The sequence below is a fragment of the Falsiroseomonas sp. genome, assembly GCF_041690465.1.
Classification (GTDB): domain Bacteria; phylum Pseudomonadota; class Alphaproteobacteria; order Acetobacterales; family Acetobacteraceae; genus Falsiroseomonas.
In genome coordinates, this window is the sequence record NZ_JAWLHG010000012.1 from 121,547 (window position 1) to 147,976 (window position 26,430).

The following is a 26,430-nucleotide window of genomic DNA, read 5'->3' on the forward strand; positions in this document are numbered from 1 at the left end:
CCGCGGCCAGCAGATGGACGGCGTCTCGGGCAACGTGTCGCATGAGTGCGTCTCCATGTCGGCCGGGCCAGCCCCGTGCCGCGCCCGGCAGACTGGCGGTCGGGGCCGGCGGGCGCTGTGCTGAAGCGCACACCGCCGCTGCCCAGGAAGGACCGAAGATCCGCAACGACGCGGCACGCGGCAGCTCGCGCGGCGACGCGGCCGGATCAGGTTCGTGGAGAGGGTGACGCGCATTCCGGGCTAGGAGCCTGTCCGAGAAAGCAGATTCGCGACAAAGGGCGACACAACCTTGCTCCTATAGCGCCTGTGAAAGTGAAAGCGGATACCGATGATAGCCTTCGTGTATCAAAATTGCTGACTGCGGTGTGGGCGAGGAATACTCGGACAGGCTCCTAGCATGCGGTCGGCGATCACCGGCAAGATGGATGAGGTGATCGGATGATGCTGCGACGAGCGATGTTGGCGAGCCTCGCACTGCCGGGGCTGGCGCATGCGCAGAGGCGGTCCGCCCGCGTCGGAATCCTTTCGCCTGGGCAGCTCACGGTCGATCTGAACAGGGCGGTCCTCGTCGCGGAACTGGGCAGGGCCGGCTTTGTCGAGGGCCGCAACCTCGTGATCGTCGGCCGCAGTTCGGACGGCGATCTTCAGCGCATTGCGGTTCTCGCGGCCGAACTCGTGGCGCTGCAGCCGGACGTGATCGTGGCGGTCTCGAATCCGGCCGCATTGGCTATTCGCGCGGTCAACCGAAACGTTCCCGTCGTCATGAGCTTCGCCGGTAGCGATCCGGTGGCGGATGGACTCGCGGCCAGCCTCGCGCGACCGGGGGGTAGCGTCACGGGCGTTGTCATGCTGTCCGAGGAACTGGACGTGAAGCGCCTCGAAGTGGCGCTCGAAGCATTTCCCAACACGAGCCGGATCGGCTTCCTGGCCGGCAGCAGCTATCCGGCGGACCGCATCGCGCGGCTCACATCGGCGGCGCGCAGACTCGGGATCGCGCTGGTCACGGCGCGTGCGACAGGCACGGAGAGCTACGGGGCAGCCTTCCTGAGCTTCGCGGAACACGGCGTGGGCGCGGTGGTGATCAGTTCCTCCCCCGGCTTCCACTCCGAGGCGGCCGCCCTGGCGCAGCATGCGCAGTTCGTGCGGCTGCCCACCGTGTGCGAGCTGCGTTCGATGGCCGAAGCCGGTTGCGTGCTGAGCCTCGGGCCGCTCGACGGCATGCTGCGCCGGCGCGTGGCAGGCTACGTCCTGCGCATCCTACAGGGCGAGGCGCCGGGCAGCATTCCGATGGAGCAGGCGGAGCGGTTCGAGCTGCTGGTCAACCAGCGAGCAGCGCGGGCGCTTGCGCTCGATATCCCCATCCCTGTGTTGGCGAGAGCCGATGCCGTGATCGATTGACCCGGCGACGAAGTGCCAGATGAAGGACCGCTTCCCGCCTTTGACGGCCGTTCCGCAACGGTCAGCCGGCCCGTCGCGTCCGCGACCGCCCCCCCCGAAGCTGACTCGCGCGCCGCGGCACCGGCGGGTGCGCCACCGGCGCGTCCCGCGGTGCCCGCGCGATGCCGCGTGGTGCTTCCCAGGCCGCGCAGCACCCGGCGGGGGATGTAGGGCAGGCGGGAAAGGCCCAAAGCGCGGGGCGGGACGGCGCGGGGCGGCGCGTCGGGCGGGTCGAAGGCGGGCAGGTCTTCCGGGGCGCAGTAGAGCGCGGAGACCAGGCCGAGGTCGCGCGCCAGATAGAGCGTCGAAGGGTCGAGCTGGCGGCTGGCGCGGCGGACCGCGCGGACGATCCGCCATTCCAGCGGCGCCAGCTCCTCGGTGCCGAAGGCGTGGCGGGAGACGCCGATGAGCAGCCGGTCCAGCACGCCGGTGCGGGCGGCGTGGATCAGGGTGCTGTGGGCGGTGCGATAGTGGCAGAGCCAGCGCGGCAAAGCGGCCCAGGGCCGGTCGGAACAGGCGATGAAGAAGATCCCGTCCCAGGTGCGCCGCGGATCGCGCGGCGGGCGGCCGATGCGGTGGGTGACGAAGGGCGCCAGCGCGTCCCAGTGCGGGTCGGCCATGGGGAACCAGGGGCGCGGCTCGCTGGGGGATGGGGGGAAGGTGCGGGGTGCCTCCATCCGTCCAGTATAGGAATATTTTCTTAGAAAGGCAAGTCGTTCCGGGTGGCGTGGCCGGACGGCCGGCAGGCGCGGTTTGTGGGGCCCCCACCCGCCCTCGCGATGCCCGGGCACCCTCCCCCGCGCGGCGGGAGAGGGATCGTCGCGGGCGGGAGGGGGGCCGCGGAGGTCACTCGACGCCGAGCAGCTCCACGTCGAAGACCAGCGTGGCGTTCGGCGGGATGACGCCGCCGGCGCCACGGGCGCCGTAGGCGAATTCCGGCGGCAGGACCAGGCGGCGCTGGCCGCCGATGCGCATGCCGGCCACACCGCGGTCCCAGCCCTGGATCACCTGGCCAGCGCCCAGCTTGAACCCGAAGGGCTCGCCGCGGTCGCGGGAGCTGTCGAACTTGCGGCCCTTGCCCTCGGGCGCGGCCGCATCCAGCAGCCAGCCGGTGTAGTGCACCGAGACCTGCTTGCCGGAGAGCGCCATGCTGCCCTCGCCCTCGACGAGGTCGGTCATCTGGATGGCCATGGTCAGCGTGCTCCCGCGCGGAAGGTGATGTTCTTCGCCCCGTCCCACAGCACCGACCGGCCGATCCGGGCCAGCGCGTCGAGCTTGTCGCTGATGGTCAGGAAGTGGTTGCCGGCCAGCGGCCCCGCCTTGGAGGCGAAGCCGCAGGGGCCGTAGGCGATCAGGATCTCGGTCTCGCTCAGGCTGGTCGGCATGCCGCCGGGATAGACGATGACATGGCCGGGCGCCGGATGGCTGGTGGCGTTCTCGAAGCCGAGGGAGAGGTCGCGCTCGCCCATCGGGATCCAGCAGGCCTCGCCGGACCAGCGCACATGAATGATGCGGTCGCTGAAGGGCAGCAGCTCGCGGATGCGCGCGACGGTGTTCGGCGCGTCCTTGGCCTCGAAGCGGGCGGGGAAGATCTCGCCGGCGATGTCAATCTCGATCTCGGCCATGGTTCCCCCGGTGGCGCGTTGCGGAGCGAGGGCGTTACGCCGGGCGCCGCCGCTTGCCAAGGGCCGGGCGCACGCCGACCGGGGCCGCGCACGGCCGAGGCGCGAGTCGGCGATGGCCGAAGAGTCCCTTCACCCCCCGCGCGACCGCGCTACACTGTCTCGCCAGCAAACCGAAGCGAGGACCATCGCCTTGGACATCGAGCTCAGACGCTTCGCCGCCGTCGGGGATGCCACGATCGGCACGCTCACCATCGGGGGCGAGTACACCTGCTTCACGCTGGAAGACGTGATCCGCGACAAGAAGATCTACGGCAAGACCGCGATCCCCGCCGGCAGCTACCCCGTGATCCTCTGCGAGAGCCCGCGCTTCTCCAACAAATACGAGAAGCAGGGGCTGGGCCGCATCGTGCCGCTGCTGGATGGGGTGCCGGGCTACACCGGCGTGCGCATCCATGTCGGCAACGTCGCCGAGCACACCCATGGCTGCCTGCTGGTGGGCGACTACTGGGACAAGAAGTCGGCGAAGATCGGCGGTTCCGTCGCCGCCTTCAAGCGGCTGATGAAGGTGCTGAACGCCAGCACGGACAAGATCCGCATCACCATCCGCAACGACATCACCAAGGGCGGCGCGCTGCAGCAGCCGAGCAAGCCGCTGTTCGAGGGGATCTACGGCTACACCAGGCGCTGCGAGGTGGCGAACTGGTGACGGCGCGCGCGGCGGGGGAGTAAGAGGCCGTCCGGAACCACCGGACGGCTGCAGCGCGCCTCGCATGCAAAAGCTCCTCGACACCACGCTCGCCCGCGCGCTCGACGCCTGCATCTACCTGCGCTGGCCGCGCCTGCCGCGGCGCTACCGGCTGCTCCGGCCGCATTGGCCGCGCATCGCCTTCCCGCAGAGCTACGCCGAGCGCCTGCAATGGCGGAAGGTGTTCGACCGCAATCCGCTGTTCGTCACCTTCTCGGACAAGCTGGCTGCGAAGGAGTACATGGCGCGCACCTGCCCCGACCTCGCCCTGCCGCGCACGCTGTGGAGCGGCACCGCGATCGAGGATGCGCCGCCAGGGCTGCTGCGGGGCAACGTCGTGGTAAAGGCGAACAACGGCAGCGGGATGAACTTCTTCATCCGCGACGGGCGGCATGATCCGGCAGCGCTGCGCGGCGCCACCCGCAGCTGGATGGCGCGGCCCTTCGGCGGCCACAACGCCGAGTGGGCCTATGGTCCGGTGCCGCGGCGGCTGCTCATCGAGGAACTGCTCGGGACGGAGGAGGCGCCGCCGGCCGAGATCAACATCCGCGCCGGGCGCGGGCGCATCGCCCATGGCACGCTGCTGCTGCATGCCAAGACGCCGCGGCAATCGGTCGTCTACGTGGATGCCGGCGGGCGGCGGACGGATGTGCGGCCAGGTGCCGGGATCACGGCGGCGGAGCTGGAACGCATCCCGGTGCCCGGAGGCTATGCGGAGGCGATGCGCCACGCGGTGGCGATGAGCGGTGACGTGGACTTCGCGCGCTACGATTTCTACTGGATCGGCGGACGGCTGTATGGCGGGGAGATCACCGTCTATCCCTCCTCGGGCTATGCGGCGGTGAACCCCTATGAGCGGGCGGTGCTGGAGAGCTGGAACATCCGCACGGCCTGGTTCCTGACCACGGAATTGCGCGGCTGGCACGCCATCTACCGGAACGCGCTGCTGCGGCACCTGGATCGCACGGGGCAGTAGGCCCGCGGCGCTACCCTCCGGCCACCTCGACCGTCGCGGTGAGGCCGAGGGCGCCGGCCAGGGCGTCCAGGCGGCGCTGCACGCTCTCGCCGGCGAAGACGCCGGTGCCGACCATGAGGCGCAGCAGCAGCGCGCCGCCGACGCGCCGCAATTCCGTGCCGCGCAGCAGCGCGGTGGTGCCGCCGCTGAGGGTGAAGGCGAGGCGCAGCGCGGCGCCCAGCACCTCGGCACGGCGCTGCGCGGGCTCGCTCAGCAATTGCCGCGCAGTGGCGAGGTAGGGGTCTGCGGCGGCAGCCTCGTAGCGCAGCGCGGCGACGAGGGCGAGGAAGGCGCGCTGGTGGTGGTCCACGCCGACGCCGGGCTGTCGCAGCACGCGGTAGAAAGATTGCTCGCCGCGGTAGTCGGGGTGGTCGTGGCTGCCGATGTCGGCGATCCAGCAGGCGGCCTCGCGCAGCGCGGCATCCTCGGGCGCCTCGTTCTCGAACAGCGGGTCGGTCCAGGCGAGCAGCGCCGGCGCCAGCTCGGGGTCGCGGCCGAAGCGGGCGGCGAGGTCGAGGCCGGCGGCGAGCAGCGGGTCCTCCTCCCGCACCTCGGGCGGCAGCAGGCGGGCGTACCAGCCCTCGCGCAGCCCGTTGGCGCTGAACACCACGCGGCGGGCGCCGGTGGCGCGCAGCAGGCGGCGCAGCACGGTGGCGGCGAAGGGCATGTCGCCGAGCCGCTTGAGGGGCGCGCCGGGCATCTTCTCCAGCAGCTTCCGGTCGGCCTTGGCGACGACGCCGGCGAGGTCGCGCGCTTCCTCCCGCTTCAGCACGTAGTGATGGACGATGGAGAGCGGATAGCCGGTCTGCGCGATGTGCATCCGCGCCAGCGCGCGCCAGGCGCCGCCGACGAGGTAGAGATCCCTGCCCTCGCCGCGGCGCAGCCAGGGGATGCGGGCGAGGTCGCCCTCGACGATGGCGCGCGCCTTTGTCACGTCGCCCCCGGCGCGGTCGGCCAGGCGGATGGCGCCGAGGGGCAGCGAGGCGGCCTGGCCCATGCGGCCGTAGTCGAGTTCCACCAGCTCGAGCGAGCCGCCGCCCATGTCGCCGAGCACGCCGTCGGCGCCGGGGAAGCCGAGCAGCACGCCGTCGGCGGAGAGCGCACCTTCCTCGGTGCCGGGCAGGACACGGACCGGGATGCCGGGCAGGCGGGCCTCGATGGCGGCGATGAAGTCGGCGCCGTTCTCGGCGTCGCGGGTGGCGGCGGTGGCGAGGATCTCGACCGGCTCCGCGCCCATCGCGCGGGCGACGGCTGCGTAGCGGCCGAGCACGGTCAGCGCCGGCTCGATCGCCGCCTCGTTCAGCCGTCCGGTGGTCTGCAGGCCCCGGCCGAGGCCGAGCACGGCTTTCTCGTTGAAGATGGTCAGCGGGTTGCGGGAGAAGCCCTCGAACACCACAAGGCGAACGGAGTTGGAGCCGAGGTCCACCACGCCGAGACGCGGCGGCACCTGGGCGCGTCGCCTGGCCGGGCGACGCGGCGCCTGGGGAATGGAATCCACCGCGCTAGTCCTGCGCCACGCGGTCCGGCCGGCCTCGACGCGAGCCCGCGACGGCATGGCGGGGCGGGCGCGCCGGGCGCGGCTGCAAGGCGCTGCCGCGGCCCGAGAGCGAGGGATTAGTCATGAAATACTCATGCGCCGAGACGGGTTTCTCCCCGGGTTCCAGCCGGCGATAGACCGCATCGGGCCCAAGCCTCCAGCTCTGCATCGTGTCCTGCAGGTTCACCACCATCACCTGGTCGAGGATCTGCGCGTGCACCGTCGGGTTTTCGATCGGCACCATCGTCTCAACGCGCCAGTCCATGTTGCGTGCCATCAGGTCGGCGGAGGAGATGAACACCCGCGCGCGACGTGAGGGAAGCCGGTGGCCGTTGCCGAACACGTAGATGCGGCTGTGCTCGAGGAAGCGGCCGACGATGGACTTCACGTGGATGTTCTCCGAGAGGCCCGGCACGCCGGGGCGCAGGCAGCAGATGCCGCGCACCACCGCCTCCACCCGCACGCCGGCCGCACTCGCGCGGTAGAGCGCGTCGATCAACTGCTCGTCCACCAGGGAGTTCATTTTCAGCCAGATGGTGGCCGGCTTGCCTTCCTGCGCGAAGGCGATCTCGCGCTCGATCAGGCCGAGGAGCGCGGGGCGGATGGTCAGCGGCGCAAAGGCCAGCCCTTCCATCGTCTCCGGCCGGGCATAGCCGGTCATGTAGTTGAACAACTTCTGCGCATCGCGCGTCAGCCCGGGGTCCGCGGTGAAGAAGCTGAGATCGGTGTAGATGCGCGCGGTGACGGGATGGTAGTTGCCGGTGCCGAAATGCGCGTAGCTGCGCAGGCCCTCGCGTTCGCGGCGCACGACGAGCGAAACCTTGGCGTGGGTCTTCAGCTCCACGAAGCCGTACACCACCTGCACCCCGGCGGCTTCCAGCTCGCGCGCGAGGGCGATGTTCCGTTCCTCGTCGAAGCGGGCCTTGATCTCGACGATGCCGGTGACGGACTTGCCGCTCTCCGCCGCCTCGATCAGCGCCTTGACGATCGGGCTGTCGCGGGTGGTGCGGTAGAGCGTCTGCTTGATGGCGACCACGTTCGGGTCGCGTGCCGCCTGGCGCAGGAACTGCACCACCACGTCGAAGGATTCGTAGGGGTGATGGACGACGATGTCCTTCGCCGCGATCGCCGCGAAGCAGTCGCCGCCGAAATCGAGGATGCGTTCGGGGAAGCGCGGCGTGTAGGGGGTGAACAGCAGGTCCGGCCGGTCGTCCACGATCAGCTGGCGCAGGTCGGCGACCCCGAGGAAGCCATCCACCTTGAAGACGCCCTGCGGGTCCGCGGCGAGTTCCTCCACCACCAGCTCCAGCATGTCGGCGGGCATGCGCGCATCCACGGTGAGGCGGATGGCACGGCCGCGGCGGCGGCGCTTGAGCGCGGTCTCGTAGGAGCGCACCAGGTCCTCGGCCTCCTCCTCGAATTCCACGTCGGTGTCGCGGATCAGGCGGAACAGGCCGGTCTCGGCGGGGATGTAGCCCGGGAAGAGCCGGTCGAGGAACAATACGATCAGGTCCTCGAGCATGACGAAGCGGATCTGCCCGACGGTGCCCTTCGGCTCGGCGGCGGGCAGGCGGATGAAGCGCTCCACCTGCGGCGGCAGCGGCAGCAGCGCGCGCATGGTGCCGGCATCCTCCAGTCGGACGAGCTTCAGCACCATGCAAAGGGCAAGGTTGGCGATGAAGGGGAAGGGATGCGCCGGGTCCACCGCCAGCGGCGTCAACACCGGGAAGATGCGGTCCTGGAAGTAGCTCTCGAGCCAGGCGCGGTCGGCGGCGGTCAGCGCTTCCGGCTCGGCGACCACCACGCCGGCCTCGGCGAGCAGGTCGCGCAGGTCGCGCCAGGCCTGTTGCTGGCCAGCGATCAGCGCCTGGGCTTCGCGGTGGATCGCCGCCAGCGCCTGCGCCGGGGTGAGCCCGTCGGAGGAGGCGGTGACGATGCCGGCGCGCTCCTGGCCGATCAGCCCGGCGACGCGCACGGAATAGAACTCGTCGAGGTTGGAGGCGGAGATGGCGACGAAGCGCAGCCGCTCCAGCAGCGGGTGGCGCGGGTTGGCCGCCTCCTCCAGCACGCGGCCGTTGAAGGCCAGCCAGGAAAGCTCCCGGTTGATGAAGCGGGCGGGAGAATCGGCGCCGATCCGGGCGGCGGCATCGGGGGCGAGCGTGTCCATCGGCGGCAGGTTAGCCCAGCGGGGTATCGCGGGGCGAGACGTCCGGAGGCTCCGCAACCGGAACGTCATCATTCCCGAGCAGCCGGGCCAGCACCGCGCGGGCGAAGGGCCGGGTGATCGGCGCGCCGCGCGCCAGGGCGGCGGCGTCCAGCGCGGCGACGGCGGCGGCGATGGCGGCGGCCTCGCGCGGCAGTCGGGCCAGCAGGAAGGCCTGCACCTCCGGCGCGACGCGGAGTTGCCGGTCGGCCAGGTGCTTGGCCAGCAGGCCTTCGAGCAGGGTGTCGGTCGGCGCGCCGATGCCCACGGCCAGAGTGGCCTTGAGGCGGGAGGCGAGGTCGGGCAGCAGCGTCGGCCAGCGGGCGGGCGGTTCGCGTGCGGCCATCAGCAGGGGCGCACCGGCTTCGGCGCTGCGGTTGACCAGATGGAACAGCGCCACCTCGGGCGCCGCGTCGGCGTCATCCAGCGCGGTGCCGGCGGCAGGGGCCAGGGCAAGTGTCGCGGTCAGCGCCCGGCCCTGCAGAAGCCGCCAGCCCTGGCTGGCGGCGGTGGCGCGCAGCATGTGCGATTTGCCCGTCCTCGCCGGGCCGAACAGGGCGAGGCGGTGCAGCGGCCAGTCCCAGGGGCGGTCGAGCCAGGCCAGCGCCTCGGCGTTGGAGGCATCCTCCACCAGGTCGGCGCGGTCGGCGGAGGGCGCGACCGGCAGCGGCAGGGGAAGCTGGCGGGGAGGATCCGAGGGGGTCACGGCGCGTGCATACCACGCCCGACCGGCTGGCCTCACTCCGCCCGGAGCACCTGTACCGATCCTGGCAGGCTCTCGCCCTGCCACAGCGCATCCAGCAGGTCCCGCGCCGCGTGCTCGCCGATCGCCGGCCCCGCCAGTTCCAGGAACTTGGCCGAAAGCTCCGCATCGCTGAGCGGCGCATCGGGATCGCCCTTGCGGGTGGGCTGGTAGCGCTCCAGCACCCTTCCGTCGCGGAGCGTCACGCGCAGCCGTGCGGCGCGGCGCTGCGGGTAGGCGGCGGCGAGTTCGGGATCGAGGCTGACGCTGACACGCGGCATCAGCGCATGGATCGCGGGGTCGCGCAGCCGCTCCGGCGCGAAGGCGGCGATGCGCACTCCGCCCAGCAACAGCAGCGCGGCGGCGCAGTACTGCATGCTGAACCGCGCCTCCTGCTCGGTGGTGATGTGCGGGCGGTCGCAGATGTCCTTGGTCGCGCCATAGCCGGCGACATGGATGTGCTCGATGTCGTCCGGGCCGAAGCCGGCCTCCGCCCGCAACGCGGCGAGCGCGTCGAGCCCGGGGAAGATGTGGCCGCAGCAGCCATGGTTCTTCACGGTGATGGCAGCGATCGCATGGGTCTCCCCCAGCCCGGCCAACGCCCTGTCCCACTTGCCGCGGTCTTCGCTGGTGGCAGCGGCGAAGCCGACCGGGCCGTCCAGCACGTCGAGCGCGCCGGTCACGCCCGCATGGGCCGCCAATGCGGCCAGCGCGCCGGCCTCGGCGGCGTGACCGGCATGCAGCGGCTTGCTCATCCCCTCGCCGCGGAAGGCCTGTTGCAGGCCGCCGGCCATGGTCGCCGCCGTGGCCAGCGCATGGCCGGTGCGCGCTGCGTCGCTGCCGAGCAGCACGGCGACGGCGGCGGCGGCGCCGAAGGTGCCGACCGTGCCGGTGGTGTGCCAGAAGCGGTAATGGCTGGGCTGCACCGCCATGCCGATGCGGCAGGAGACCTCGTAGCCGGCGATGATGGCGCGCAGCAGGTCCGCAAGGGTCGCGCCGCGCGCCTGTGCCGCGGCCAGCGCGGCACCGATCGTCGGGCAGCCGGGGTGGTAGCCGGAATCGCGGTGGATGTCGTCGAACTCGACGGTGTGGCTCGCGGTCGCGTTGAGCAGCGCGGCGCGGCGCAACGAGGAAGCGCGGCCATCCACGTAGCAGAAGGCCGCATCCGCTGCGCCGTGGGTGGCGTCGGGCGGCAGGGCGCGGGCCAGCAGCGTCGCCGGGGGACGCTGGCAGCCGGGAAGCAGCGCCGCGACCCAGTCCACCAGCGCCCGCCGGGCGTGATGCGCCAGCGCGGGATCGAGCGGGCGGCCGCGCCAACCGGCGGCATGTTCGGCGAGGGCGATGAGGGGATTGCTCATGCGGGCACTCCGACATGCCGGCGCCGGGCTGGCAAGATGGCAGGCACCAGCGTGCGGCGGCGCCATCGCCGCCGGCTGGACAGGCGGTGCCATGCCTGGGCAGATGGCGGAACGTTGGAAGAGGAAACCGACCCCATGCCGAACCTGGCGGATATCGCGGAGCCGTTCCCGGGCCAGCTCGTCGCGCAGGTCGGCGTGGCGACCATGCCGGTCCCCTGGGCGTGCCACAACGCGACCCTTGCCTGGCTCTACCATGCGGAGTTCGGGCGCGCCGTCACCGGGCTGGAGTTCGGCTCCTTCTTCCTCGGCGCGCAGGCGATCATGGGGGAGATGGCGAAGGAGGGCATGACGCTGGCCGCGCCCAGCGGCGGCGGGCAGATCTTCGTGCCGGCCGGGACGGTGCTGATCTTCGTCCGCGACGGCGGCGCAAAGCATTCCTGCGTGATGAAGGCGAACAACCTGATCGTCGGCTACAACCAGCAGGGCTGGCTCGCCGGCAAGGGCGGCGACCACAGCTTCTCCATGCACAGCACGAAGGAGATCCGCTGGCAGGGCGGCGGCTCGGTGCTCGGCTCGGCGGACCAGGTCTGCAGCCTGGTGGCGGTGCCGGAGGCGGTGGCGCGGCGGAAGGTGCGGGAGGTCGTGACCCGCGCGGCGGCACCGGTGGCGGTCGGCGGCGTCGGCGGCTGATCCGCGCCGCGCGTCAGGACCCGGTCCGCGGCGGGTCGAGGTAGAGCGGGCTTTCCAGGTAGCGGCGTAGCCAGTAGCGGGCGATCACGCCAATCGCCGCCGCCATCGGCACCGCCAGCAGCACGCCGAGGAACCCGAAGGCCACGCCGCCGGCGAACAGCGCGAAGATCACCCAGGCGGCGTGCAGCTGCACCCGGTCGCCCAGCAGCCGGGGATAGATGATGTAGCCCTCGACAACCTGCCCGGTGACGAAGACGGCGACCACCATCCCCACCCCCTGCCAGGTGCCGAACTGCGCCGCCGCCAGCAGCACCGCGGTGACGAAGCCGGTCAGCGAGCCGACATAGGGGATGAAGGAGAGCACGCCGGCCATCAGCCCGACGATCAGCCCGAGCTCCAGCCCCACCAGCTGCAGCCCGAAGGCGTAGAACAGGCCGAGGATCAGGCAGCACAGCAGCTGCCCGCGCAGCCAGGCGGCCAGCACCCGGTCGGTGTCGCGCGCCAGCTGCCGCAGCACATGCGCCGAACGCCGCGGCAGCCAGGCATCCACGCGCGCAATGATGCGCTGCCAGTCGCGCAGCAGGTAGAAGGCGACGATCGGCGTGACGATCACCACCATGAACACGTTGAACAGCGCGACGCCACCGCCGATCAGCCGCCCGACCGCGGTGCCGAGGAAGGTGACCATCGCACCGGCCTGGCGCACCGCGAGGTCCCGCAGCTGGGCGTCCACCACCTCCTGCCCGAAGGCGTCCTGCGCGCGTTCCAGCGCCTGCTGCACCAGCGTGCCGATACCGGTGACATAGGCAGGCAGGCGGGCGATCAGCACGCCGATCTGCGCGATCAGCAAGGGATAGAGCAGCAGCACCGCCAGCAGGCCGATCGCCGACAGCGCAAGCACCATCAGGAAGGCCGCCAGGCCGCGCGGCACGCCGATGCGCGCCATCCGCTCGGTCGGCGGATCGAGGAAATAGGCAATGCAGCCGGCCAGCACGAAGGGCGTCAGGATCGCCGAGAACAGCCAGATGGCGAAGAGCAATGCCGCCAGCATGCCGAGCACCAGCGTCAGGCGCTGCGCGCGGGTGGCGGTGCGCGCCCCGTTGAGGGGCGGCGGCCAGCCGGCGGCGCGCGGCGGCTCGCGCAGGGGCTGGGCGCGCAGCGGCGGCACGGCGGGGACGGCCGGCGTGGTGGCGGACGGCTTCGGCTCCTGCGGGGTCATCGCGGCCGCCTCGCCGCCAGCCAGACATAGGCGGCGCCGGAGGCCACCGTGCTGGCCGCGGTGGCGGCGATCATCGCTTCGAGCAGCGGCCCGACCGAGAGGCTCCACCCCGCCACCAGCAGCGCGAAGGCGGCGAGCGCGATCTGCAGCACGGTGTTCGCCTTGGAGAGCATGATCGGCTGGATCGAGGGTGGCTGCCCCAGCACGTAGAGCACCAGCACGCCGCCGACGATCACCAGGTCGCGGAACACCACCAGGATCGCCAGCCAGTCCGGCAGCACGCCGACCGCGGCAAGGGTGACATAGATCGAGACCAGCAGCGCCTTGTCCGCCACCGGATCGAGGATGGCGCCGAGCTTGGAGCGTGAATTCCGCACCCGTGCCAGCCAGCCGTCTATGCCGTCGGAGATGCCGGCGGCGAGGAACAGCCAGAAGGCGAGGTCGAAGCGGTGCTGGAGGACCAGCCACACCGCGCCCGGCACGGCGCAGAGGCGGGCGAAGGTGATCGCGTTGGGCAGGGTGAACAGCCCCGCCTCGACCGGCGCCGCGGCGCCCTGCCCCTCGCTGGGCGGCGGCTCAGCGCCCGCCGGCAAGGCCGAGGTGCCACCCCTCGCCGCCCGGGCGCGGGTCCTGCCCACGGGCCAGCGAGAGCCCGCTGCGGCCGAGTTCCGCCGCCGCCGCCTGCGGCTGGCTGCGCAGCGACAGGCGCAGCAGCGCCGCCTGGCCGGAGACCGATACCACCTCGTAGCGCGCCACCGCCGGTGACGCGCTGAGGCGGCGGGTGATCTCGACATATTCGGGCAGGGAGCGGAAGCCGGCCACCGCCTCCACCGTCGCCACGGCGGGACCCCCGGACGGGGCGCCGGGGATGGCGGGCGGCGGGGCGAGCGCGACGCCGCCGCCGGGCGGGTTGAAATTCACCGTGATGCGGGCGCTGTAGCCGCGCGGCGTGATCCGCTCGCTCTCGATCACCAGGGAGGCGACCTGCGCCTCGATCCGCGCGTCCGACAGGTTGCGCGGCAGGCCGAGGGCGGCGGCCATGCGCTCATAGGCGATGCGCTGGCCGGACGCGAGCGCGCGGTCGCGCGCCACCACCGCGTTCTCCGCTGTCGCCTCGGCGGGGATGCCGCGCTGGACCAGCGGGTTCTCCTGCGCCGCGGCGGGCCGCAGGGGCATGGCGCCACCGGCCGCAAGCCCCGTGCCGAGCAGGGCAGCGGCGAGCGACCAGGCGATTGCGCCACCGCGCCGCCCGTGGTTGTCTCCGCGGCCCGCGCGGGGCGCGGTGCCGCATGCGTTGCCGAGATGTGCGCCCTTCCGGCCGACCGGCATCGTGCCCTGTTCCTGTCCCACCCGCAGCGCATAGCCGATCGGGGGCCGCCATGACCAGCCTGACCTACCGTGATGCGGGCGTCGATATCGAAGCCGGCGACGCGCTGGTGGAAGCGATCAAGCCGCTCGCCCGCGCCACCGACCGGGTGGGGACGATGGGGGGCCTGGGCGGATTCGGCGCGCTGTTCGACCTGAAGGCGGCCGGCTTCCGCGATCCCGTGCTGGTGAGTTCCACCGACGGGGTGGGCACCAAGCTGAAGCTGGCGATCGATTCCGGTATCCACGGCACGGTCGGCCAGGACCTGGTGGCGATGTGCGTCAACGACCTGGTCGTGCAGGGCGCGGAGCCGCTGTTCTTCCTCGACTATTTCGCCACCGGCAGGCTGGAGGTGGCGCAGGCGAAGGCGGTGATCGCCGGCATCGCCGAGGGCTGCCGGATCGCCGGCTGCGCCCTGGTCGGCGGCGAGACGGCGGAGATGCCGGGGCTCTACAAGGGCGGCGACTACGATCTCGCCGGCTTCTCCGTGGGCGCGGCGGAGCGGGGCGAGCTGCTGCCGCGCGGCGATGTCGCGCCGGGCGACGTGCTGCTGGGGCTGGCGAGCTCCGGCGTGCATTCCAACGGCTTCTCGCTGGTGCGGCGGGTGCTGGCGACGGCGGGGCTGGCACTTGACGCGAAGGCGCCCTTCGCGGCGGGCCAAGCGGGCGGCATCAGCGTGGCGGCGGCGCTGCTGGCGCCGACGCGGATCTACGTGAAGCCGCTGCTGGCGGCGCACCGGGCGGGGCTGGTCAAGGCCGCGGCGCACATCACCGGCGGCGGCCTGCCCGGCAACCTGCCGCGGGTGCTCCCGAAGGGCGTGGTCGCCGCGCTGGATGCGCGGGCCTGGACGGTGCCGCCGGTCTTCGCGTGGCTGGCGCGCGCCGGCGGCATCGCGGCGGAGGAGATGCTGCGCGTGTTCAACTGCGGTGTCGGCATGGTGGTGGTGGTGAAGGCCGCGGAGGCCGAAGCGGCCATCGCGCTGTTCGCCGCGGCGGGCGAATCGGCCACCCGCATCGGCGTGATCGAGCCGGGCGAGGGCGAGGCCGCAGTGCGCGTGGACAACCTCGCCGGCTGGCCGGCGTGACCCGGCGCGTCCGCACCGCCATCCTGATCTCCGGCCGCGGGAGCAACATGGCGGCGCTGCTGGCGGCGGCGGGGGACACGGGCTACCCGGCGGAAATCGCTCTGGTGTTGTCCAACCGCGGCGATGCGGCCGGCCTGGAACACGCGCGCGGACGCGGCGTGCCGACCTCGGTGGTGGAAAGCCGCCCCTTCGGCCGCGACCGCGAGGCTTTCGAACGCGCGATGGAGGCCGCGCTGCACGGCCATGGCATCGAACTGGTGGCGCTGGCCGGCTTCATGCGCGTGCTGACCGAGGGATTCGTCGCCCGCTGGCGGGACCGGCTGGTGAACATCCACCCGTCCCTGCTGCCTGCCTTCCGCGGGCTGGATACCCATGCCCGCGCGCTGGCGGCCGGGGTGAAGCTGCATGGCTGCACCGTCCACCTGGTCCGGCCCGGCGTGGACGAGGGGCCGATCCTGGCGCAGGCCGCGGTGCCGGTGCTCCCTGACGACACCGAGGCCGACCTCGCCGCCCGGGTGCTGGCGGAGGAGCATCGGCTCTACCCGGCCGCGCTGGCCTGGCTGGCGGCGGGGCTGGTGCGGGTGGAGGGGGAACGCGCGCGGATTGCCGCGCCGGCGGCCTCCGGCGCGCTGGCCAACCCCTTGCCGGGACCCGCATCGGTTCGTACAAGCGCGCCAGGCTGAGCCAACGAGGATGCGACAATGGCCGAGGAGGGCCCGCACAAGATGGAACTGGTTGAGGTGAAGGCCGAGGATATCCTGGGCGAGCGCAAGGCCTTCTACGACCGGTTCATGACCGGCACGACCTGGTCGATCGGCGCGACGGTCGTGGTGCTGGTCCTGATGTGGATCTTCCTGGTCTGAGCTGACGCGGAGCAGCCGGCCCTAGGCGGCCCGCGGAGCGGGCCGTCCGGCCGTAGGCGTCACGCCAAGGGCGCGCCTGCGGCACGACGCCCGGCGCCTGCGGGCATCAGACGGACAACTCAGCCGCTTTCCAACACGGGGGCCAGCCGCGCGGCGAGGCCCTTCAGCGCGGCGGCGATCGGGCCGGCCAGCTTTTCCGGCGTGGCCACCGAAACCGCCCCGCCGCAATTCAGCGCCATCACCCGCCCACCGCCCGGCGCCACGACCGGCACGCCGATCGCGTTCACGTCCGGGTGGAAGCGACGCAGGTTGAACACGAAGCCCTCCCGCGCGTGCTGCGCGAGCGCGGCCTCGATGTCCGGCGCCAGCGCGGCCCAGCCCGGCCCCGCCGCGCGGCGCAACCGGGTGAGCACCTGGCGCCGCTCCGCCTCGCCCAGCCCCGCCAGCCAGGCCCAGCCCAGCGCCGAGGTCACAATGGGCAGCGCCGAGCCGACCGAGAGCGCCAGCCGCAGGATCGTCGGCGCCTCGGCACGTGCGACGATCACCATGCTGTCGCGATCCCGCGCGGCGAGTGAGACCGCGACGCCGAAGCGCTGCGCGATCTGCCGCATGGCGGGCTCTGCCTCCGCCGCGACATTCCCCTTCACCAGCGTCGCGACACCGAGCGAGAGCAGGCCGTAGCCGGGCCTGAGGCGCTGCGGGTCGCGCCCTGGCACCAGCAGGCCGAGACGCTGCAGCGTATGGCAGAGCCGCCAGACGGTGGATTGCGGCAGGCCGACCAGCTCCGCGATCTCGGTGGTGCCGAGCTCGGAGCGCGCCGGGGTGAAGCAGCGCAGCACCTCCACCCCGCGCGCCAGCGCGGTGACGAATTGCCGGTCCTTCCCTGCTGCGTCCTCGGACATGGCGTACCCTTGCTGCACTGCACGTAAGGCGGGTTGACGACCCGCCCCGCCGGCTTGAAGCTCCAAACCGCCATGCAAGTAGCAAATCCGCACAGCGAATTGAAGGCCGGAAATCGTAGCGGCTTCCCCGACCTGCGGCGCTTCTTCGCGCCTCGGCGCGTCGCGCTGGTCGGCGCCTCGGAGGATCTCACCAAGTTCGGTGCGCGGTGCCTGAAGCAGATGCTGGATTTCGGCTTTGCCGGCGACGTCTTCCCGGTGAACCCGAACCGCGCGGAGGTGTTCGGCCGCCCTTGCTTCCCCTCGCTCTCGGCGCTTCCCGCGGTACCCGATCATGTCGGCATCGTGCTGCCGGCCCGGGCGTGCCTCGGCACGGTGGCGGAGTGCGGGCGGCTCGGCGTGCCTTTCGCGACGGTGTTCTCCTCCGGCTTCGGTGAGCTCGGCACGGCCGAGAGCGCGGCGTTGCAGGCGGAGCTCGTGCGGGTGGCGCGCGCGGGCGGCGTTCGGCTGATGGGGCCGAACTGCAACGGGCTGATCAACTTCGTGGACGGCTTCGCGCTCACCTCGACGGCGACGATCACTGGCGGGCGGCGGCCGGCGGGCGACATCGGCATCGTCGGGCAGAGCGGCGGCGCGACGCAGGTGAACGTGATGTGGCGCGTGCAGGAGATGGGGCTCGGCGTCAGCTACCAGGTCAGCTCGGGCAATGACGCGGATCTCGACCTGCTCGACTACATGGCCTTCCTGCTGGAGGACCCGCACACGCGCGTGGTGCTCGCACTGGCCGAGCGCTTCGCGGATGGCGCGCGGCTGCGGGCGCTCGCCGCGCGCGCGGCGGAGCTGGAGAAGCCCGTTGCGCTGATCAAGTTCGGCCGCACGGAAGCGGGATCGCGCGCTGCGGCCTCCCACACCGGCGCGGTGACCGGGGCGGATGCGGTCTTCGATGCGGCGGCGCGGCAGCTCGGGCTGATCCGCGTGGGCGATGCGCCGGAGCTCTACGAGGTCGCGATGCTGCTGCGCCAGGGCAAGCGCCCGGCGGGCAATCGCGCCGCGGCGCTGGCGATCTCGGGCGGCAACCTGGTGCTGCTGACGGACATCGCCGCCGCACAGGGCATTGCCTTCCCGGACTACGCGCCGGAGACGGTCGAGAAGCTGCGGCGGCTGATCCCCGGCTTCATGAACGTGACCAACCCCACCGACATGAGCGCCGGCGCCATCGGCACCAAGGACATCTTCGGCCAGGCGGCGCGCACGCTGCTCGATGATCCGTCGGTGGATGCGGCGATGCCGGTGGTGACCATCGCGCCGAAGGACGACATCCGCTCCATCGCCGGGATGGCGAAGGACTCGGCCAAGCCCGTCGCGATCCTCTGGACCGGGCGCTGCGCCGACGATCCGGCGCTGACGCCGCAGGCGCTGGTGGCGGAGGGCGTTGCCGTCTATCGCGATGCGCTGCCGGCGGCGCTGGCGCTGGCGCGGACCATGCGATGGTCCGCATTCCTGCGCCGCCGCGCCGCCGCGCCACCGCTGCGCAGGCCGGACGGCTGCGATCCCGATGCTGCGCGGCGACTGCTGCGGGAGGCCGGCGCGAAGCCGACCGAGCGCGCCTCCCGCGCCGTGCTCGCCTGCTACGGACTGCACGGGCCGACAGAGGCGGTGGCTGCGACGCCAGGGGACGCGGCGGCGCTCGCCGCACGGATGCCGGGCGAGGTGGCGCTGAAGATCCTCTCGCCCGACATCCTGCACAAGACGGAAGCGGGCGGCGTGATGCTCGGGCTGCGCGGCGCCGATGCGGTGCGAGAGGGCGCGGCGACGATCCTGGCGAATGCGCGCGCCCACGCGCCCGCGGCCCGGATCGAGGGCGTGCTGGTGCAGGAGATGGTGGCGGGCGGGCAGGAGATGCTGCTCGGCATGGCGCGCGATGCGACCTTCGGGCCGGTGCTGACGCTCGGCTTCGGCGGCATCCATGTGGAGGTGCTGCGCGACGTCACCTTCCGCCTGCCGCCGATCTCGGCGGAGGAAGTGTGCGAGGCGTTGGAGGAATTGCGCCTGGCGCCGCTGCTGCGCGGCGTGCGCGGCGCGGCGGCGGCGGATGTGGACGCGCTGGCGGATACGGTGGCGCGCTTCTCCTGGCTGCTCGCCGATCTCGGCGAGGCGCTGGAGGAGGTGGATGTGAACCCGCTTGCCGTGTTGCCGCGGGGCCAGGGCGTGCGGGTGCTGGATGCGCTGCTGGTGCCGCGCGCATGAGCCTGCATCGCGAGATGCTGGAGGGCGGCGTGCTGCGCCTGACCCTGGACCGGCCGAAGGCGGCGAACGCCCTGGACAGCGCGCTGCAGGCGGCGCTGGTCGCGGCATTGGAGGACGCCGGGCGCGAGGCGGCTGTTCGCGCGGTGCTGGTGACCGGCGCGGGCGGGCGTGTCTTCTCGGCCGGCGCCGATCTGCGCGAGGATCTTGGCACGCATACGCGGCGACTGCGGCGCGAGGCGCTGGTCCGCACGCTGCTCGCGCTGCTCGATGTTCCGAAGCCCGTGCTCGCGGTGGTCCGCGGCAAGGCGGTGGGCGGCGGCGGGATGCTGATGCTGCTGGCCGACGAGGCACTGATGGAGACCAGCGCCGCCCTGTCCATGCCGGAGATCGGGCACGGCATGCCCTCCCCCATCGGCGTCTCCATCCTGCTCGCGCGCGGCGGCCGCGGCGTGGCGCAGGCGCTGATGCAGGCGGGCGAGGCGCTGACGGCGGAGCAATGCCTGGCCGCGGGGCTGGCAGCGGCGGTGCACGAAGACGCAGCGCTGGAGGCGGCCGCACTGGCGCGGGCGCGGAAGCTGGGCGCCCTGGATGCACGCGCCTTCGCGGCGAACAAGCACTGGATGAACGCGGCGCTGTGCGCGGAACTGCTGCGTGCCGCCGACCGAGCAGCCGAACTGGCGAAGGAGAGCGCCGATGCGCACTGAACCCTCCCCCGAGCTCGCCGAGCTGCGCCCTGCCATCCGCCGCTTCGTCGAGGAGAAGCTTGAGCCGGTGGCGCAGGAGATCGACCGTAGCGGCGCGATCCCGGAGCAGGCCTGGACTCTGATGCGCGAGCAGGGCTGGCTCGGCATGCTGCTGCCGCCGGAGGAAGGCGGCGGCGGCGCCGACCTGCTGACATACTGCCTGGTGATGGAGGAGGTGGCGCGCTCGCATCGCTGCTTCACGCTGCTGCTGGATGCGACCAGCGGGCTGACGCCGATGGGCATCGCGCGGCACGGCTCACCCGCGCAGAAGGCGCGATGGCTGAAGGGCCTGGCCGACGGCACGCTGCGCGCCGCCTTCGGCCTGACCGAGCCGGAAGCCGGCTCCGACGCCGCCGCGCTCCGCACGCGCGCGGAGCGCGTCGACGGCGGCTGGAAGATCAACGGGCGCAAGCACTGGATCAGCGGCGGGCACGCGGCCGACGTGGTGATGGTGATGGCCGTCACCGATCCCGAAAAGCGCGCCCGCGGCGGCATCGGCGCCTTCCTGGTGGAGAAGGGCACGCCGGGCTTCGAGGTGACGCGCGTGGACACCACGATCGGCTCGGAAGCCATCAAGCTCGGCGAGCTGACCTTCACCGATTGCGTGGTGCCCGATGACGCGCTGCTCGGCGACCCCGGCAAGGGCTTCGCCATCGCCATGGGGTCGCTGACCAGCGGGCGGCTCGGCGTTTCCGCAGCCTGTGTCGGCGCGGCGGACCGGCTCAACGCGATGTCGGCAGACCACGCGAAGCAGCGCGTGACCTTCGGGCAGAAGCTGTCGGAGCGCCAGGCGATCCAGTGGATGCTGGCCGACAGCGCCACCGAGATAGAGGTGGCGCGCGCCTTCCTCTACGAGACGCTGCGAAAGGCATCGTCCGGCGAGGATCCCGGCGTCGCGACCAGCATGTGCAAGCTGTTCTGCTCCGAGATGGTCGGCCGCGTCGCGGACCGCGCGGTGCAGGTGCATGGCGGCACGGGCCTGGTGCGCGGCTTCCCGGTGGAGCGCTTCTATCGCGACATCCGCCACTACCGCGTCGGCGAAGGCACCTCCGAGATCCAGCGCATGCTGATCGCGCGGGAGGTGCTGCGGTGAGCGCGGCGGCGATCCGCGGTGCGGCAATCGTCGGCATCGGGGAGAGCCGCCTCGGCCGGGTGCCGGGGATGACGGCGCTGGAGCTGCAGCGCGAGGCGGCGGAAGCGGCGCTGGCCGATGCGGGGCTCTCCTTCGCCGATGTTGACGGGCTGCTGACCACGCCGGTGCGCACCGAAAGCTGGGCGATGCCCTGCGGCATGGTGGCGCAGGAATTCGGGCTGCGGCCGCGCTACATTGCGACGCTCGACGTCGCCGGCGCCTCGGGCTGCTCGATGGTGATGCATGCGGCGATGGCGGTGGCGACGGGTCAGGCGAGCGTGGTGCTCTGCGTCGCCGGGCAGCCGGGCCTCTCGCATCGCGGGCGCGATTCCATGGTGAAGACGCTGGCTGGCGCGGGCTGGGCGCATCCCGATCTGGAAGCGCCCTACGGACCGCTGGTGCCGACGCTCTACGCCCTGGTGGCGCAGCGGCACATGCAGGAATACGGCACCACGGCCGAGCAACTCGCCGAGGTCGCGGTGGCGATGCGCGGCTGGGCGGCGATGAACCCGAACGCGCAGAAGCGGGAGCCGATCAGCGTTGCCGATGTGCTCGCCTCGCCCATGGTGACCTCGCCGCTGCATGTGCTGGATTGTGCGCTGGTCTCGGATGGCGCGGTGGCGGTGGTCGTCACTGGCAAGGATCACGCACGCGACCTGAAGCAGCGGTCGGTGCTGCCGCTCGGTGCAGGCAGCGGGTTCAGCCATGGCTATATCGGGGAGTACGAGGCGCTGACCTCCACCGCCGCGGCCGATGCGGGGCGCGAGGCGTTCCGCCAGGCAGGCGTGACGCCGGCGGATATCGACATGGCACAGCTCTACGACTGCTTCACCATCACGGTGATCGTGGAGCTCGAGGATCTCGGCTTCTGCGCCAAGGGCGAGGGCGGCGCCTTCGTGCAGGGCGGGCGCATCGGGCCGGGCGGTGCGCTGCCGGTGACGACGCATGGCGGACTGCTCTCGGCGGGGCATCCGGGCCTGGCAGGCGGGATGTTCCATGTGGTGGAGGCAGTGCGGCAGCTGCGCAGCGACGCGGGCGCGCGCCAGGTTGCCGACGCGGAGCTTGCATTCGTGCATGGCAATGGCGGCATCATCGGGCTGCACTGCTCGCTGGTGCTGGGGAGGAGCTGAGCGATGGCCGATCCGCTCGCGCCGCTGCTGGACGGCTATGCCGAGGAACGGCTGCGCCTGCCGTTCTGCGAGGATTGCGGCCGCGCGCATCTCTATCCGCGCACCCGCTGCCCGCATTGCGGCAGTGCGCGCCTCAGCTGGCGCGAGGCGAGTGGGCGCGCGACGCTGGCAAGCTGGTCGGTGGTGCATCGCGCGCCCTCGCCGAACTTCGCCGGCGAGGTGCCCTACACCGTCGCGCTGGTGAAGCTCGCGGAGGGGCCGCAGATGATGGCGCGCGTGGTGGATGCGAAGGAAGCGGCGCTGCGGCTCGGCCTGCCACTGGCGCTGCGCTTCGCCACGCTGCCGGGCGGCGAGAGACGGCCGGTCTTCGCACCGGAGGAGCCCGCGCCATGACGGAGCCCGTGCTGCTCGAGCTTGCCGACCACATTGCCTGGATCACGCTGAACCGGCCGGAGGCGATGAACGCGCTCAACGGCGCAGTACGCGAGGCCCTGCCGCGCGCAATCCGCGCCGCGGAGGCCGATCCCGGGGTACGCGTGCTGGTGCTGCGCGGCGCCGGCGAGCGCGCCTTCTGCGCCGGCGCGGACATCAAGGAGTTCGTCGAGGTCGCCTCGCCGCCCGAATACCGTCAGCAGCGCGTGCACGACAGCTGGATCGGCGCATTCGACCAGGCGCGCAAGCCGATCATCGCCAGCATCCACGGCGTGTGCCTGGGCGGCGGGCTTGAGATCTCGCTGGCCTGCGACATCCGCATCGCGGCGGATGATGCGCTGATCGGGCTGCCTGAGACGGGGCTCGGCATCATGACCGGCGTCGGCGGATCGCAGCGCCTGCCGCGCGTCGTGGGGATGGGCGCTGCGCTCGACATGATGCTGACAGGCGAGCGCATCTCCGCCGCACGAGCGCGGGAGATCGGGCTCGTCACGCGCGTGGTGCCGCGGGCGGAGCTGCATGCGGCCACGGCGGCGCTGGCCGCGCATCTCGCCGCGCGACCGCCGATGGCCATGGCCTTCGCCAAGGAAGCGGTGCGCGGCGCCATGGACCTGCCGCTGCGCGAGGGCATGCGGCTGGAGGTGGACCTGCTGACCCTGCTGCTCAACACCGAAGACCGTCTGGAGGCGGCACGCGCCTTCCGCGAGAAACGTCCGCCGAACTTCAGCGGACGATAACAACGACACGGAGGAGGAAACCGGTCATGTCAGAGATCACCCGCAGGACGTTGCTCGCCGCGATGGGCGGCCTCGCCGCCACATCCCCCTTTGGGCCGGCCTTCGCGCAGGGCGAGTTCCCGAACCGGCCCATCCGCCTGATCAATCCCTGGACGCCGGGTGGGCCGGCCGACACGGTGGGCCGCCCCGTCGCACAGAAGGCGAGCGAATCGCTCGGGCAACCGGTGGTGATGGAGAACCGGCCCGGCGCGAACGGCACCATCGGCGCCACCTTCGTCGCGCGGGCGGCGCCCGATGGCTACACGCTGTTCTTCTCCCATGTCGGGCCCATTGCAATCAGCCCGAACTTCGCGAGTGGGCTGCAATTCGACCCGATCCGGGACTTCACGCCGATCACCCAGCTGGTCTCCGGCCCGATCGTGCTGGTGGTGCGGCCGGACGTGCCGGCGCGCAGCGTGCCGGAACTGCTGGAGCTGGCGAAGCGGCAGCCGGGGCAGCTCAGCTATGGCTCGGTGGGCCCGGCGAGCACCACGCACCTAGCCGGCGAGATGCTCGCGCTGATGGGCAAGGTGCAATTGCTGCACGTGCCCTACCAGGGCGCGGCGCCGGTCATCACGGACCTGCTGGGCGGGCGCATCCACTTCGCCTTCATCAACTTCTCCGCCGCCATCGCGCAGGCGCAGGCCGGCAAGCTGCACGTCATCGCCGTCTCCACGCCGCGCCGTTCGGTCAAGCTGCCGGATGTGCCGACGGTGGCGGAGACGCTGCCGGGCTTCGAGGTGAATTCCTGGTACGGCATCATGGGGCCGGGCGGCCTGCCGCGGCCGATCGTGGACAAGCTCCACCAGGCCTTCGCGGCCGCGATCCGCTCGCCGGAGATCTCCTCGGCGCTGGAGGCGCAGGGGTTCGGCATCGAGGCGACGACGCCCGACCAGTACGCGCAGAAGATCCGCGACGACCTGCGCCGCTGGGGCGAGCTGCAGCGCGCCACCAACATCCGTATCGGCTGAGGCCCGGACGTCATGGCGATGCGGATCTGGCACCAGGGGCTGGTGATCTTCGACGACCTGCCGGAGTACCGCGCGGCGACGGAGCGGCACCTCCGCGCCGTCGTCCGCCCGGACACGGAGGTCGTGATGCACGGCATCCTGCGCGGCACCTACTCCACCGGCTACCCGATCGACGAGTTGCAGTTCCGTCCGCTCGCCATGATGCATCGCAGCCAGCCGGTGGCCGCCGCCTATGCCGCGGAACGCCAGGGCTTCGATGCCTTCGTGATGAGCTACCTCAGCGGCGTGATGCTGCCGGAGATCCGCGCTCTGGTGGACATCCCCGTGGTGAATTACCTGGAAGCGGCGGCGCATTTCGCGACGATGTATGGCTACCGCTTCGGCATCACCCGCTTCGCGCCGCAGCTCGGTGGCGAAATCAAGGAGTTCCTCGACTCCATCGGTCTGGGGAACAGCTTCGCCGGCACCGTCGCATCGGGCTACAGCTACAAGGAGATCTTCGGCGGCTTCGCCTCACCGGATGCGGTGATCGAGAGATTCCACGAAACGGTGCGCAACTTCAGCAGGGAGACGGGTGCCGACGTGATCATCCCGGGCGAGATGCCGCAGAACATCTTCCTCACCAGCAATGGCGTGCACCGCGTAGATGAGATCCCGATCATCGACGGCGTCGGCGTCACCTACAAGCTGGCAGAGGTGATGGTGGACCTGAAGCGGCAATTCGGCCTGTCGCGCAGTCGCCAGGGACAGAAGAACTGGCGGCCGCCGCCGGAGCGCGTGGCGGATGTCATGCGCTTCTACGGCATGGACAGGATGTGGAAGGCCGTCGGCGCCTTGGATGAAGGAGGACGAGAATGACCGGTTCCATCACGCGCCGGGCTGCGCTGCTCGGCGCCGCCGCACTGCTCGCGCCCGGCACGCTGCATGCGCAGGGCGCAGGCGACTACCCGAACCGGCCGATCCGGCTGGTCGTGCCCTGGCCACCAGGCGGGCCGATCGACCTTGCCGCGCGACCGGTTGCGCAGCGCATGGCGGAACTGCTCGGCCAGCCCGTGGTGATCGAGAACCGCGCCGGCGCAAACGGCACGATCGGCGCCGCGCACGTCGCGCAGGCCACGCCGGATGGCTACACGCTGCTCATCGCCTCTCCGGGCACCGTTTCGATCCATCCGCTGGCGCGCGGCGAGCGTGGCTATGATCCGCTCAAGCTCTACGCGCCGATCTCCCAGCTGGTCTCCAGCCCATCGGTGCTGATCACACGGCCGGACCTGCCGGCGCGGACCCTGGCGGAGCTGGTTGCCTTTGCCAAGGCCAACCCGGGCAAGCTCACCTACGGCTCCGCCGGGCCGGCCAGCATCAACCATCTCAGCGGCGCGACGCTCGCGGCAATGGCTGGCGTCGAGATGCTGCACGTGCCGTATCAGGGCGCGGCACCCATGATGAACGACATCATCGCCGGCCGGGTGGACATGGCGTTCACCGGCATCGGCGTGGCGTCGCGGCTGATGCGCGAGGGCAAGGTGCGCGGCCTCGCACTGGGGAATGCGCGGCGCAGCCCGGCGCTGCCTGACGTGCCCACCGTGGGCGAGACCTATGCCGGCTTCCAGGCGGACAATTGGTACGGGCTGCTTGCGCCCACCGGCACCCCGCAGCCGATCGTGCAGAAGCTGCACGCCACGGCGGTGGCGGCGGTGAACTCCCCGGAGGTGCGGCGCGTGCTGGAGAGCGGCGGGGTGGAGCCGGCGCCGTCCGAAAGCCCCGCCGCCTTCGCCGAGATGTTCCTCGAGGACCTCGAGCGCTGGCGACGGGCGGTGCGCGTCGCCGGGCTGAGCAGCGACTGAGGCAGTGCGCGTGGGCCTGCGCCGTGCAGGCCCGCGCGCGCCGCAATCGCCGCCGAAACAGGGCATGTGCGCAGGGTCGCGCCCGGCGCGCAGCTTCGGCACTTCGCCGGTCAAGCGCTCTCGGGTGCCGGAGCCGCAGGCGAACCGGGCCGCGCACCCGCCGGGAAACCCGCATGGTGGCGATCGGGGTCTGCTCGTCGGAGGAGTGTTCAGCGCCGTGCCCGGGCTGCAGAGCCTGGTGGCGATGGCGACCGGCCTGCCGCTGATGCTCTACACGGCAAAGCCGCGCTACGGCAGCCGGCCCTGGCGTCAAGTGGTGCGCTTGCCCGGCCGCCGCGGCCCTGCCAGCCTGCGGCGATCGAGCGCGAGTCCGGG

Annotated in this window: 26 protein-coding genes and 1 pseudogene; 16 read left to right on the plus strand and 11 right to left on the minus strand. The window is 72.0% G+C overall.

Going from position 1 to position 26,430, the window contains the following annotated elements:
* Positions 1-438 precede the first annotated feature (438 nt).
* Positions 439-1,398 (plus strand): ABC transporter substrate-binding protein, encoded by a 960-nt coding sequence (locus ACESM1_RS14165; RefSeq protein WP_372621061.1) that lies wholly within the window; start codon positions 439-441, stop codon positions 1,396-1,398.
* 461 nt (positions 1,399-1,859) lie between these two features.
* On the opposite strand, the pseudogene ACESM1_RS14170 reads toward ACESM1_RS14165, so the two are convergent.
* From ACESM1_RS14170 to ACESM1_RS14180, 3 genes and pseudogenes are all read right to left on the minus strand, one after another.
* Positions 1,860-2,114 (minus strand): annotated as a pseudogene (locus tag ACESM1_RS14170) (transposase); the annotation flags it as partial.
* Positions 2,115-2,283: 169 nt separating this feature from the next.
* Entirely contained in the window at positions 2,284-2,628 is a 345-nt protein-coding gene (locus tag ACESM1_RS14175; RefSeq protein WP_372621063.1) for an FKBP-type peptidyl-prolyl cis-trans isomerase, read from the minus strand.
* Positions 2,629-2,630: 2 nt separating this feature from the next.
* Entirely contained in the window at positions 2,631-3,062 is a 432-nt protein-coding gene (locus ACESM1_RS14180; protein WP_372621065.1) for a DUF3830 family protein, read from the minus strand.
* Between the two features lie 190 nt (positions 3,063-3,252).
* On the opposite strand from ACESM1_RS14180, the gene ACESM1_RS14185 reads away from it, so the two are divergent.
* Both ACESM1_RS14185 and ACESM1_RS14190 read left to right on the plus strand, forming a co-directional pair.
* Positions 3,253-3,768, plus strand: coding sequence for a DUF5675 family protein (locus ACESM1_RS14185; protein ID WP_372621067.1), 516 nt, complete (start codon positions 3,253-3,255; stop codon positions 3,766-3,768).
* Between the two features lie 64 nt (positions 3,769-3,832).
* Entirely contained in the window at positions 3,833-4,783 is a 951-nt protein-coding gene (locus tag ACESM1_RS14190; protein ID WP_372621068.1) for an ATP-grasp fold amidoligase family protein, read from the plus strand.
* 10 nt (positions 4,784-4,793) lie between these two features.
* On the opposite strand, the gene ACESM1_RS14195 is transcribed toward ACESM1_RS14190, so the two are convergent.
* Genes ACESM1_RS14195 through ACESM1_RS14210 form a run of 4 tightly spaced genes read right to left on the minus strand, consistent with a single transcriptional unit; the run spans position 4,794 to position 10,662 of the window.
* Positions 4,794-6,320 (minus strand): Ppx/GppA family phosphatase, encoded by a 1,527-nt coding sequence (locus ACESM1_RS14195; protein ID WP_372621069.1) that lies wholly within the window; start codon positions 6,318-6,320, stop codon positions 4,794-4,796.
* Positions 6,321-6,324: 4 nt separating this feature from the next.
* Positions 6,325-8,526: an RNA degradosome polyphosphate kinase gene (locus tag ACESM1_RS14200; protein ID WP_372621070.1), complete on the minus strand. Its 2,202-nt coding sequence runs from the start codon at positions 8,524-8,526 to the stop codon at positions 6,325-6,327.
* A 10-nt stretch (positions 8,527-8,536) separates the two neighbouring features.
* Positions 8,537-9,268, minus strand: coding sequence for an HdaA/DnaA family protein (locus tag ACESM1_RS14205; RefSeq protein WP_372621072.1), 732 nt, complete (start codon positions 9,266-9,268; stop codon positions 8,537-8,539).
* Between the two features lie 32 nt (positions 9,269-9,300).
* The gene (locus ACESM1_RS14210) at positions 9,301-10,662 is read right to left on the minus strand and encodes an MmgE/PrpD family protein (protein WP_372621074.1); all 1,362 of its coding nucleotides are present in this window, start codon (positions 10,660-10,662) and stop codon (positions 9,301-9,303) included.
* A 135-nt stretch (positions 10,663-10,797) separates the two neighbouring features.
* Between ACESM1_RS14210 and ACESM1_RS14215 the strand changes: the two genes are divergently transcribed.
* On the plus strand, positions 10,798-11,352 hold the full coding sequence (locus tag ACESM1_RS14215) for a hypothetical protein (protein ID WP_372621076.1): 555 nt from the start codon (positions 10,798-10,800) through the stop codon (positions 11,350-11,352).
* Positions 11,353-11,365: 13 nt separating this feature from the next.
* On the opposite strand, the gene ACESM1_RS14220 is transcribed toward ACESM1_RS14215, so the two are convergent.
* The 3 genes from ACESM1_RS14220 to ACESM1_RS14230 are packed head-to-tail and all read right to left on the minus strand — an operon-like array spanning position 11,366 to position 13,900.
* Positions 11,366-12,571, minus strand: a complete 1,206-nt coding sequence (locus ACESM1_RS14220; RefSeq protein WP_372621078.1) for an AI-2E family transporter — start codon at positions 12,569-12,571, stop codon at positions 11,366-11,368.
* The gene (locus ACESM1_RS14225) at positions 12,568-13,164 is read right to left on the minus strand and encodes a CDP-alcohol phosphatidyltransferase family protein (RefSeq protein ID WP_372621080.1); all 597 of its coding nucleotides are present in this window, start codon (positions 13,162-13,164) and stop codon (positions 12,568-12,570) included. The genes ACESM1_RS14220 and ACESM1_RS14225 overlap by 4 nt, the downstream gene beginning before the upstream one ends.
* The gene (locus tag ACESM1_RS14230) at positions 13,148-13,900 is read right to left on the minus strand and encodes a hypothetical protein (protein WP_372621082.1); all 753 of its coding nucleotides are present in this window, start codon (positions 13,898-13,900) and stop codon (positions 13,148-13,150) included. Before ACESM1_RS14230 ends, ACESM1_RS14225 begins: the two co-directional genes overlap by 17 nt.
* Positions 13,901-13,950: 50 nt before the next feature.
* On the opposite strand from ACESM1_RS14230, the gene purM reads away from it, so the two are divergent.
* The 3 genes from purM to ACESM1_RS14245 are packed head-to-tail and all read left to right on the plus strand — an operon-like array spanning position 13,951 to position 15,884.
* Entirely contained in the window at positions 13,951-15,021 is a 1,071-nt protein-coding gene (purM, locus tag ACESM1_RS14235; protein ID WP_372621084.1) for a phosphoribosylformylglycinamidine cyclo-ligase, read from the plus strand.
* Positions 15,018-15,704 carry a phosphoribosylglycinamide formyltransferase gene (gene purN, locus ACESM1_RS14240; RefSeq protein WP_372621086.1) on the plus strand — a complete coding sequence of 229 codons (687 nt, stop codon included), beginning with the start codon at positions 15,018-15,020 and terminating at the stop codon, positions 15,702-15,704. Before purM ends, purN begins: the two co-directional genes overlap by 4 nt.
* 18 nt (positions 15,705-15,722) lie before the next feature.
* On the plus strand, positions 15,723-15,884 hold the full coding sequence (locus ACESM1_RS14245; RefSeq protein WP_372621087.1) for an aa3-type cytochrome c oxidase subunit IV: 162 nt from the start codon (positions 15,723-15,725) through the stop codon (positions 15,882-15,884).
* A gap of 119 nt (positions 15,885-16,003) precedes the next feature.
* Here ACESM1_RS14245 and ACESM1_RS14250 read toward each other — a convergent pair whose 3' ends face one another.
* The gene (locus tag ACESM1_RS14250) at positions 16,004-16,786 is read right to left on the minus strand and encodes an IclR family transcriptional regulator (RefSeq protein WP_372621088.1); all 783 of its coding nucleotides are present in this window, start codon (positions 16,784-16,786) and stop codon (positions 16,004-16,006) included.
* Positions 16,787-16,885: 99 nt separating this feature from the next.
* Here ACESM1_RS14250 and ACESM1_RS14255 point away from each other — a divergent pair, with 99 nt between their 5' ends.
* From ACESM1_RS14255 to ACESM1_RS14295, 9 genes are read left to right on the plus strand one after another with little or no spacing between them, the layout of a single operon-like run.
* Positions 16,886-19,030, plus strand: coding sequence for an acetate--CoA ligase family protein (locus ACESM1_RS14255; protein ID WP_372621090.1), 2,145 nt, complete (start codon positions 16,886-16,888; stop codon positions 19,028-19,030).
* Complete coding sequence (locus ACESM1_RS14260) at positions 19,027-19,734, plus strand: enoyl-CoA hydratase/isomerase family protein (RefSeq protein WP_372621092.1); 708 nt, start codon at positions 19,027-19,029, stop codon at positions 19,732-19,734. The genes ACESM1_RS14255 and ACESM1_RS14260 overlap by 4 nt, the downstream gene beginning before the upstream one ends.
* Positions 19,724-20,866 (plus strand): acyl-CoA dehydrogenase family protein, encoded by a 1,143-nt coding sequence (locus tag ACESM1_RS14265; protein WP_372621094.1) that lies wholly within the window; start codon positions 19,724-19,726, stop codon positions 20,864-20,866. The genes ACESM1_RS14260 and ACESM1_RS14265 overlap by 11 nt, the downstream gene beginning before the upstream one ends.
* The gene (locus ACESM1_RS14270; protein WP_372621096.1) at positions 20,863-22,035 is read left to right on the plus strand and encodes a thiolase C-terminal domain-containing protein; all 1,173 of its coding nucleotides are present in this window, start codon (positions 20,863-20,865) and stop codon (positions 22,033-22,035) included. The genes ACESM1_RS14265 and ACESM1_RS14270 overlap by 4 nt, the downstream gene beginning before the upstream one ends.
* 3 nt (positions 22,036-22,038) lie before the next feature.
* Positions 22,039-22,428, plus strand: a complete 390-nt coding sequence (locus ACESM1_RS14275) for a Zn-ribbon domain-containing OB-fold protein (protein WP_372621098.1) — start codon at positions 22,039-22,041, stop codon at positions 22,426-22,428.
* Entirely contained in the window at positions 22,425-23,204 is a 780-nt protein-coding gene (locus ACESM1_RS14280) for an enoyl-CoA hydratase/isomerase family protein (protein ID WP_372621100.1), read from the plus strand. Before ACESM1_RS14275 ends, ACESM1_RS14280 begins: the two co-directional genes overlap by 4 nt.
* A gap of 26 nt (positions 23,205-23,230) precedes the next feature.
* On the plus strand, positions 23,231-24,214 hold the full coding sequence (locus tag ACESM1_RS14285) for a Bug family tripartite tricarboxylate transporter substrate binding protein (protein WP_372621102.1): 984 nt from the start codon (positions 23,231-23,233) through the stop codon (positions 24,212-24,214).
* A gap of 12 nt (positions 24,215-24,226) precedes the next feature.
* Entirely contained in the window at positions 24,227-25,072 is an 846-nt protein-coding gene (locus ACESM1_RS14290; protein ID WP_372621103.1) for an aspartate/glutamate racemase family protein, read from the plus strand.
* A complete protein-coding gene (locus ACESM1_RS14295; RefSeq protein ID WP_372621104.1) occupies positions 25,069-26,055 on the plus strand; it encodes a Bug family tripartite tricarboxylate transporter substrate binding protein in 987 nt (328 codons plus the stop codon). Before ACESM1_RS14290 ends, ACESM1_RS14295 begins: the two co-directional genes overlap by 4 nt.
* Positions 26,056-26,430: the final 375 nt, after the last annotated feature.

Excerpts from the sequence above, each read along its gene's own strand:
- purM (WP_372621084.1), top strand. The coding sequence starts at position 13,951 with ATGACCAGCCTGACCTACCGTGATGCGGGCGTCGATATCGAAGCCGGC.
- ACESM1_RS14215 (WP_372621076.1), top strand. The coding sequence starts at position 10,798 with ATGCCGAACCTGGCGGATATCGCGGAGCCGTTCCCGGGCCAGCTCGTC.
- ACESM1_RS14265 (WP_372621094.1), top strand. The coding sequence starts at position 19,724 with ATGCGCACTGAACCCTCCCCCGAGCTCGCCGAGCTGCGCCCTGCCATC.
- ACESM1_RS14260 (WP_372621092.1), top strand. The coding sequence starts at position 19,027 with ATGAGCCTGCATCGCGAGATGCTGGAGGGCGGCGTGCTGCGCCTGACC.
- ACESM1_RS14180 (WP_372621065.1), bottom strand. The coding sequence starts at position 3,062 with ATGGCCGAGATCGAGATTGACATCGCCGGCGAGATCTTCCCCGCCCGC.
- ACESM1_RS14250 (WP_372621088.1), bottom strand. The coding sequence starts at position 16,786 with ATGTCCGAGGACGCAGCAGGGAAGGACCGGCAATTCGTCACCGCGCTG.
- ACESM1_RS14295 (WP_372621104.1), top strand. The coding sequence starts at position 25,069 with ATGACCGGTTCCATCACGCGCCGGGCTGCGCTGCTCGGCGCCGCCGCA.
- ACESM1_RS14165 (WP_372621061.1), top strand. The coding sequence starts at position 439 with ATGATGCTGCGACGAGCGATGTTGGCGAGCCTCGCACTGCCGGGGCTG.
- ACESM1_RS14245 (WP_372621087.1), top strand. The coding sequence starts at position 15,723 with ATGGCCGAGGAGGGCCCGCACAAGATGGAACTGGTTGAGGTGAAGGCC.
- ACESM1_RS14210 (WP_372621074.1), bottom strand. The coding sequence starts at position 10,662 with ATGAGCAATCCCCTCATCGCCCTCGCCGAACATGCCGCCGGTTGGCGC.
- ACESM1_RS14175 (WP_372621063.1), bottom strand. The coding sequence starts at position 2,628 with ATGGCCATCCAGATGACCGACCTCGTCGAGGGCGAGGGCAGCATGGCG.
- ACESM1_RS14220 (WP_372621078.1), bottom strand. The coding sequence starts at position 12,571 with ATGACCCCGCAGGAGCCGAAGCCGTCCGCCACCACGCCGGCCGTCCCC.
- ACESM1_RS14275 (WP_372621098.1), top strand. The coding sequence starts at position 22,039 with ATGGCCGATCCGCTCGCGCCGCTGCTGGACGGCTATGCCGAGGAACGG.
- ACESM1_RS14200 (WP_372621070.1), bottom strand. The coding sequence starts at position 8,526 with ATGGACACGCTCGCCCCCGATGCCGCCGCCCGGATCGGCGCCGATTCT.
- ACESM1_RS14290 (WP_372621103.1), top strand. The coding sequence starts at position 24,227 with ATGGCGATGCGGATCTGGCACCAGGGGCTGGTGATCTTCGACGACCTG.
- ACESM1_RS14285 (WP_372621102.1), top strand. The coding sequence starts at position 23,231 with ATGTCAGAGATCACCCGCAGGACGTTGCTCGCCGCGATGGGCGGCCTC.
- ACESM1_RS14280 (WP_372621100.1), top strand. The coding sequence starts at position 22,425 with ATGACGGAGCCCGTGCTGCTCGAGCTTGCCGACCACATTGCCTGGATC.
- ACESM1_RS14190 (WP_372621068.1), top strand. The coding sequence starts at position 3,833 with ATGCAAAAGCTCCTCGACACCACGCTCGCCCGCGCGCTCGACGCCTGC.
- ACESM1_RS14230 (WP_372621082.1), bottom strand. The coding sequence starts at position 13,900 with ATGCCGGTCGGCCGGAAGGGCGCACATCTCGGCAACGCATGCGGCACC.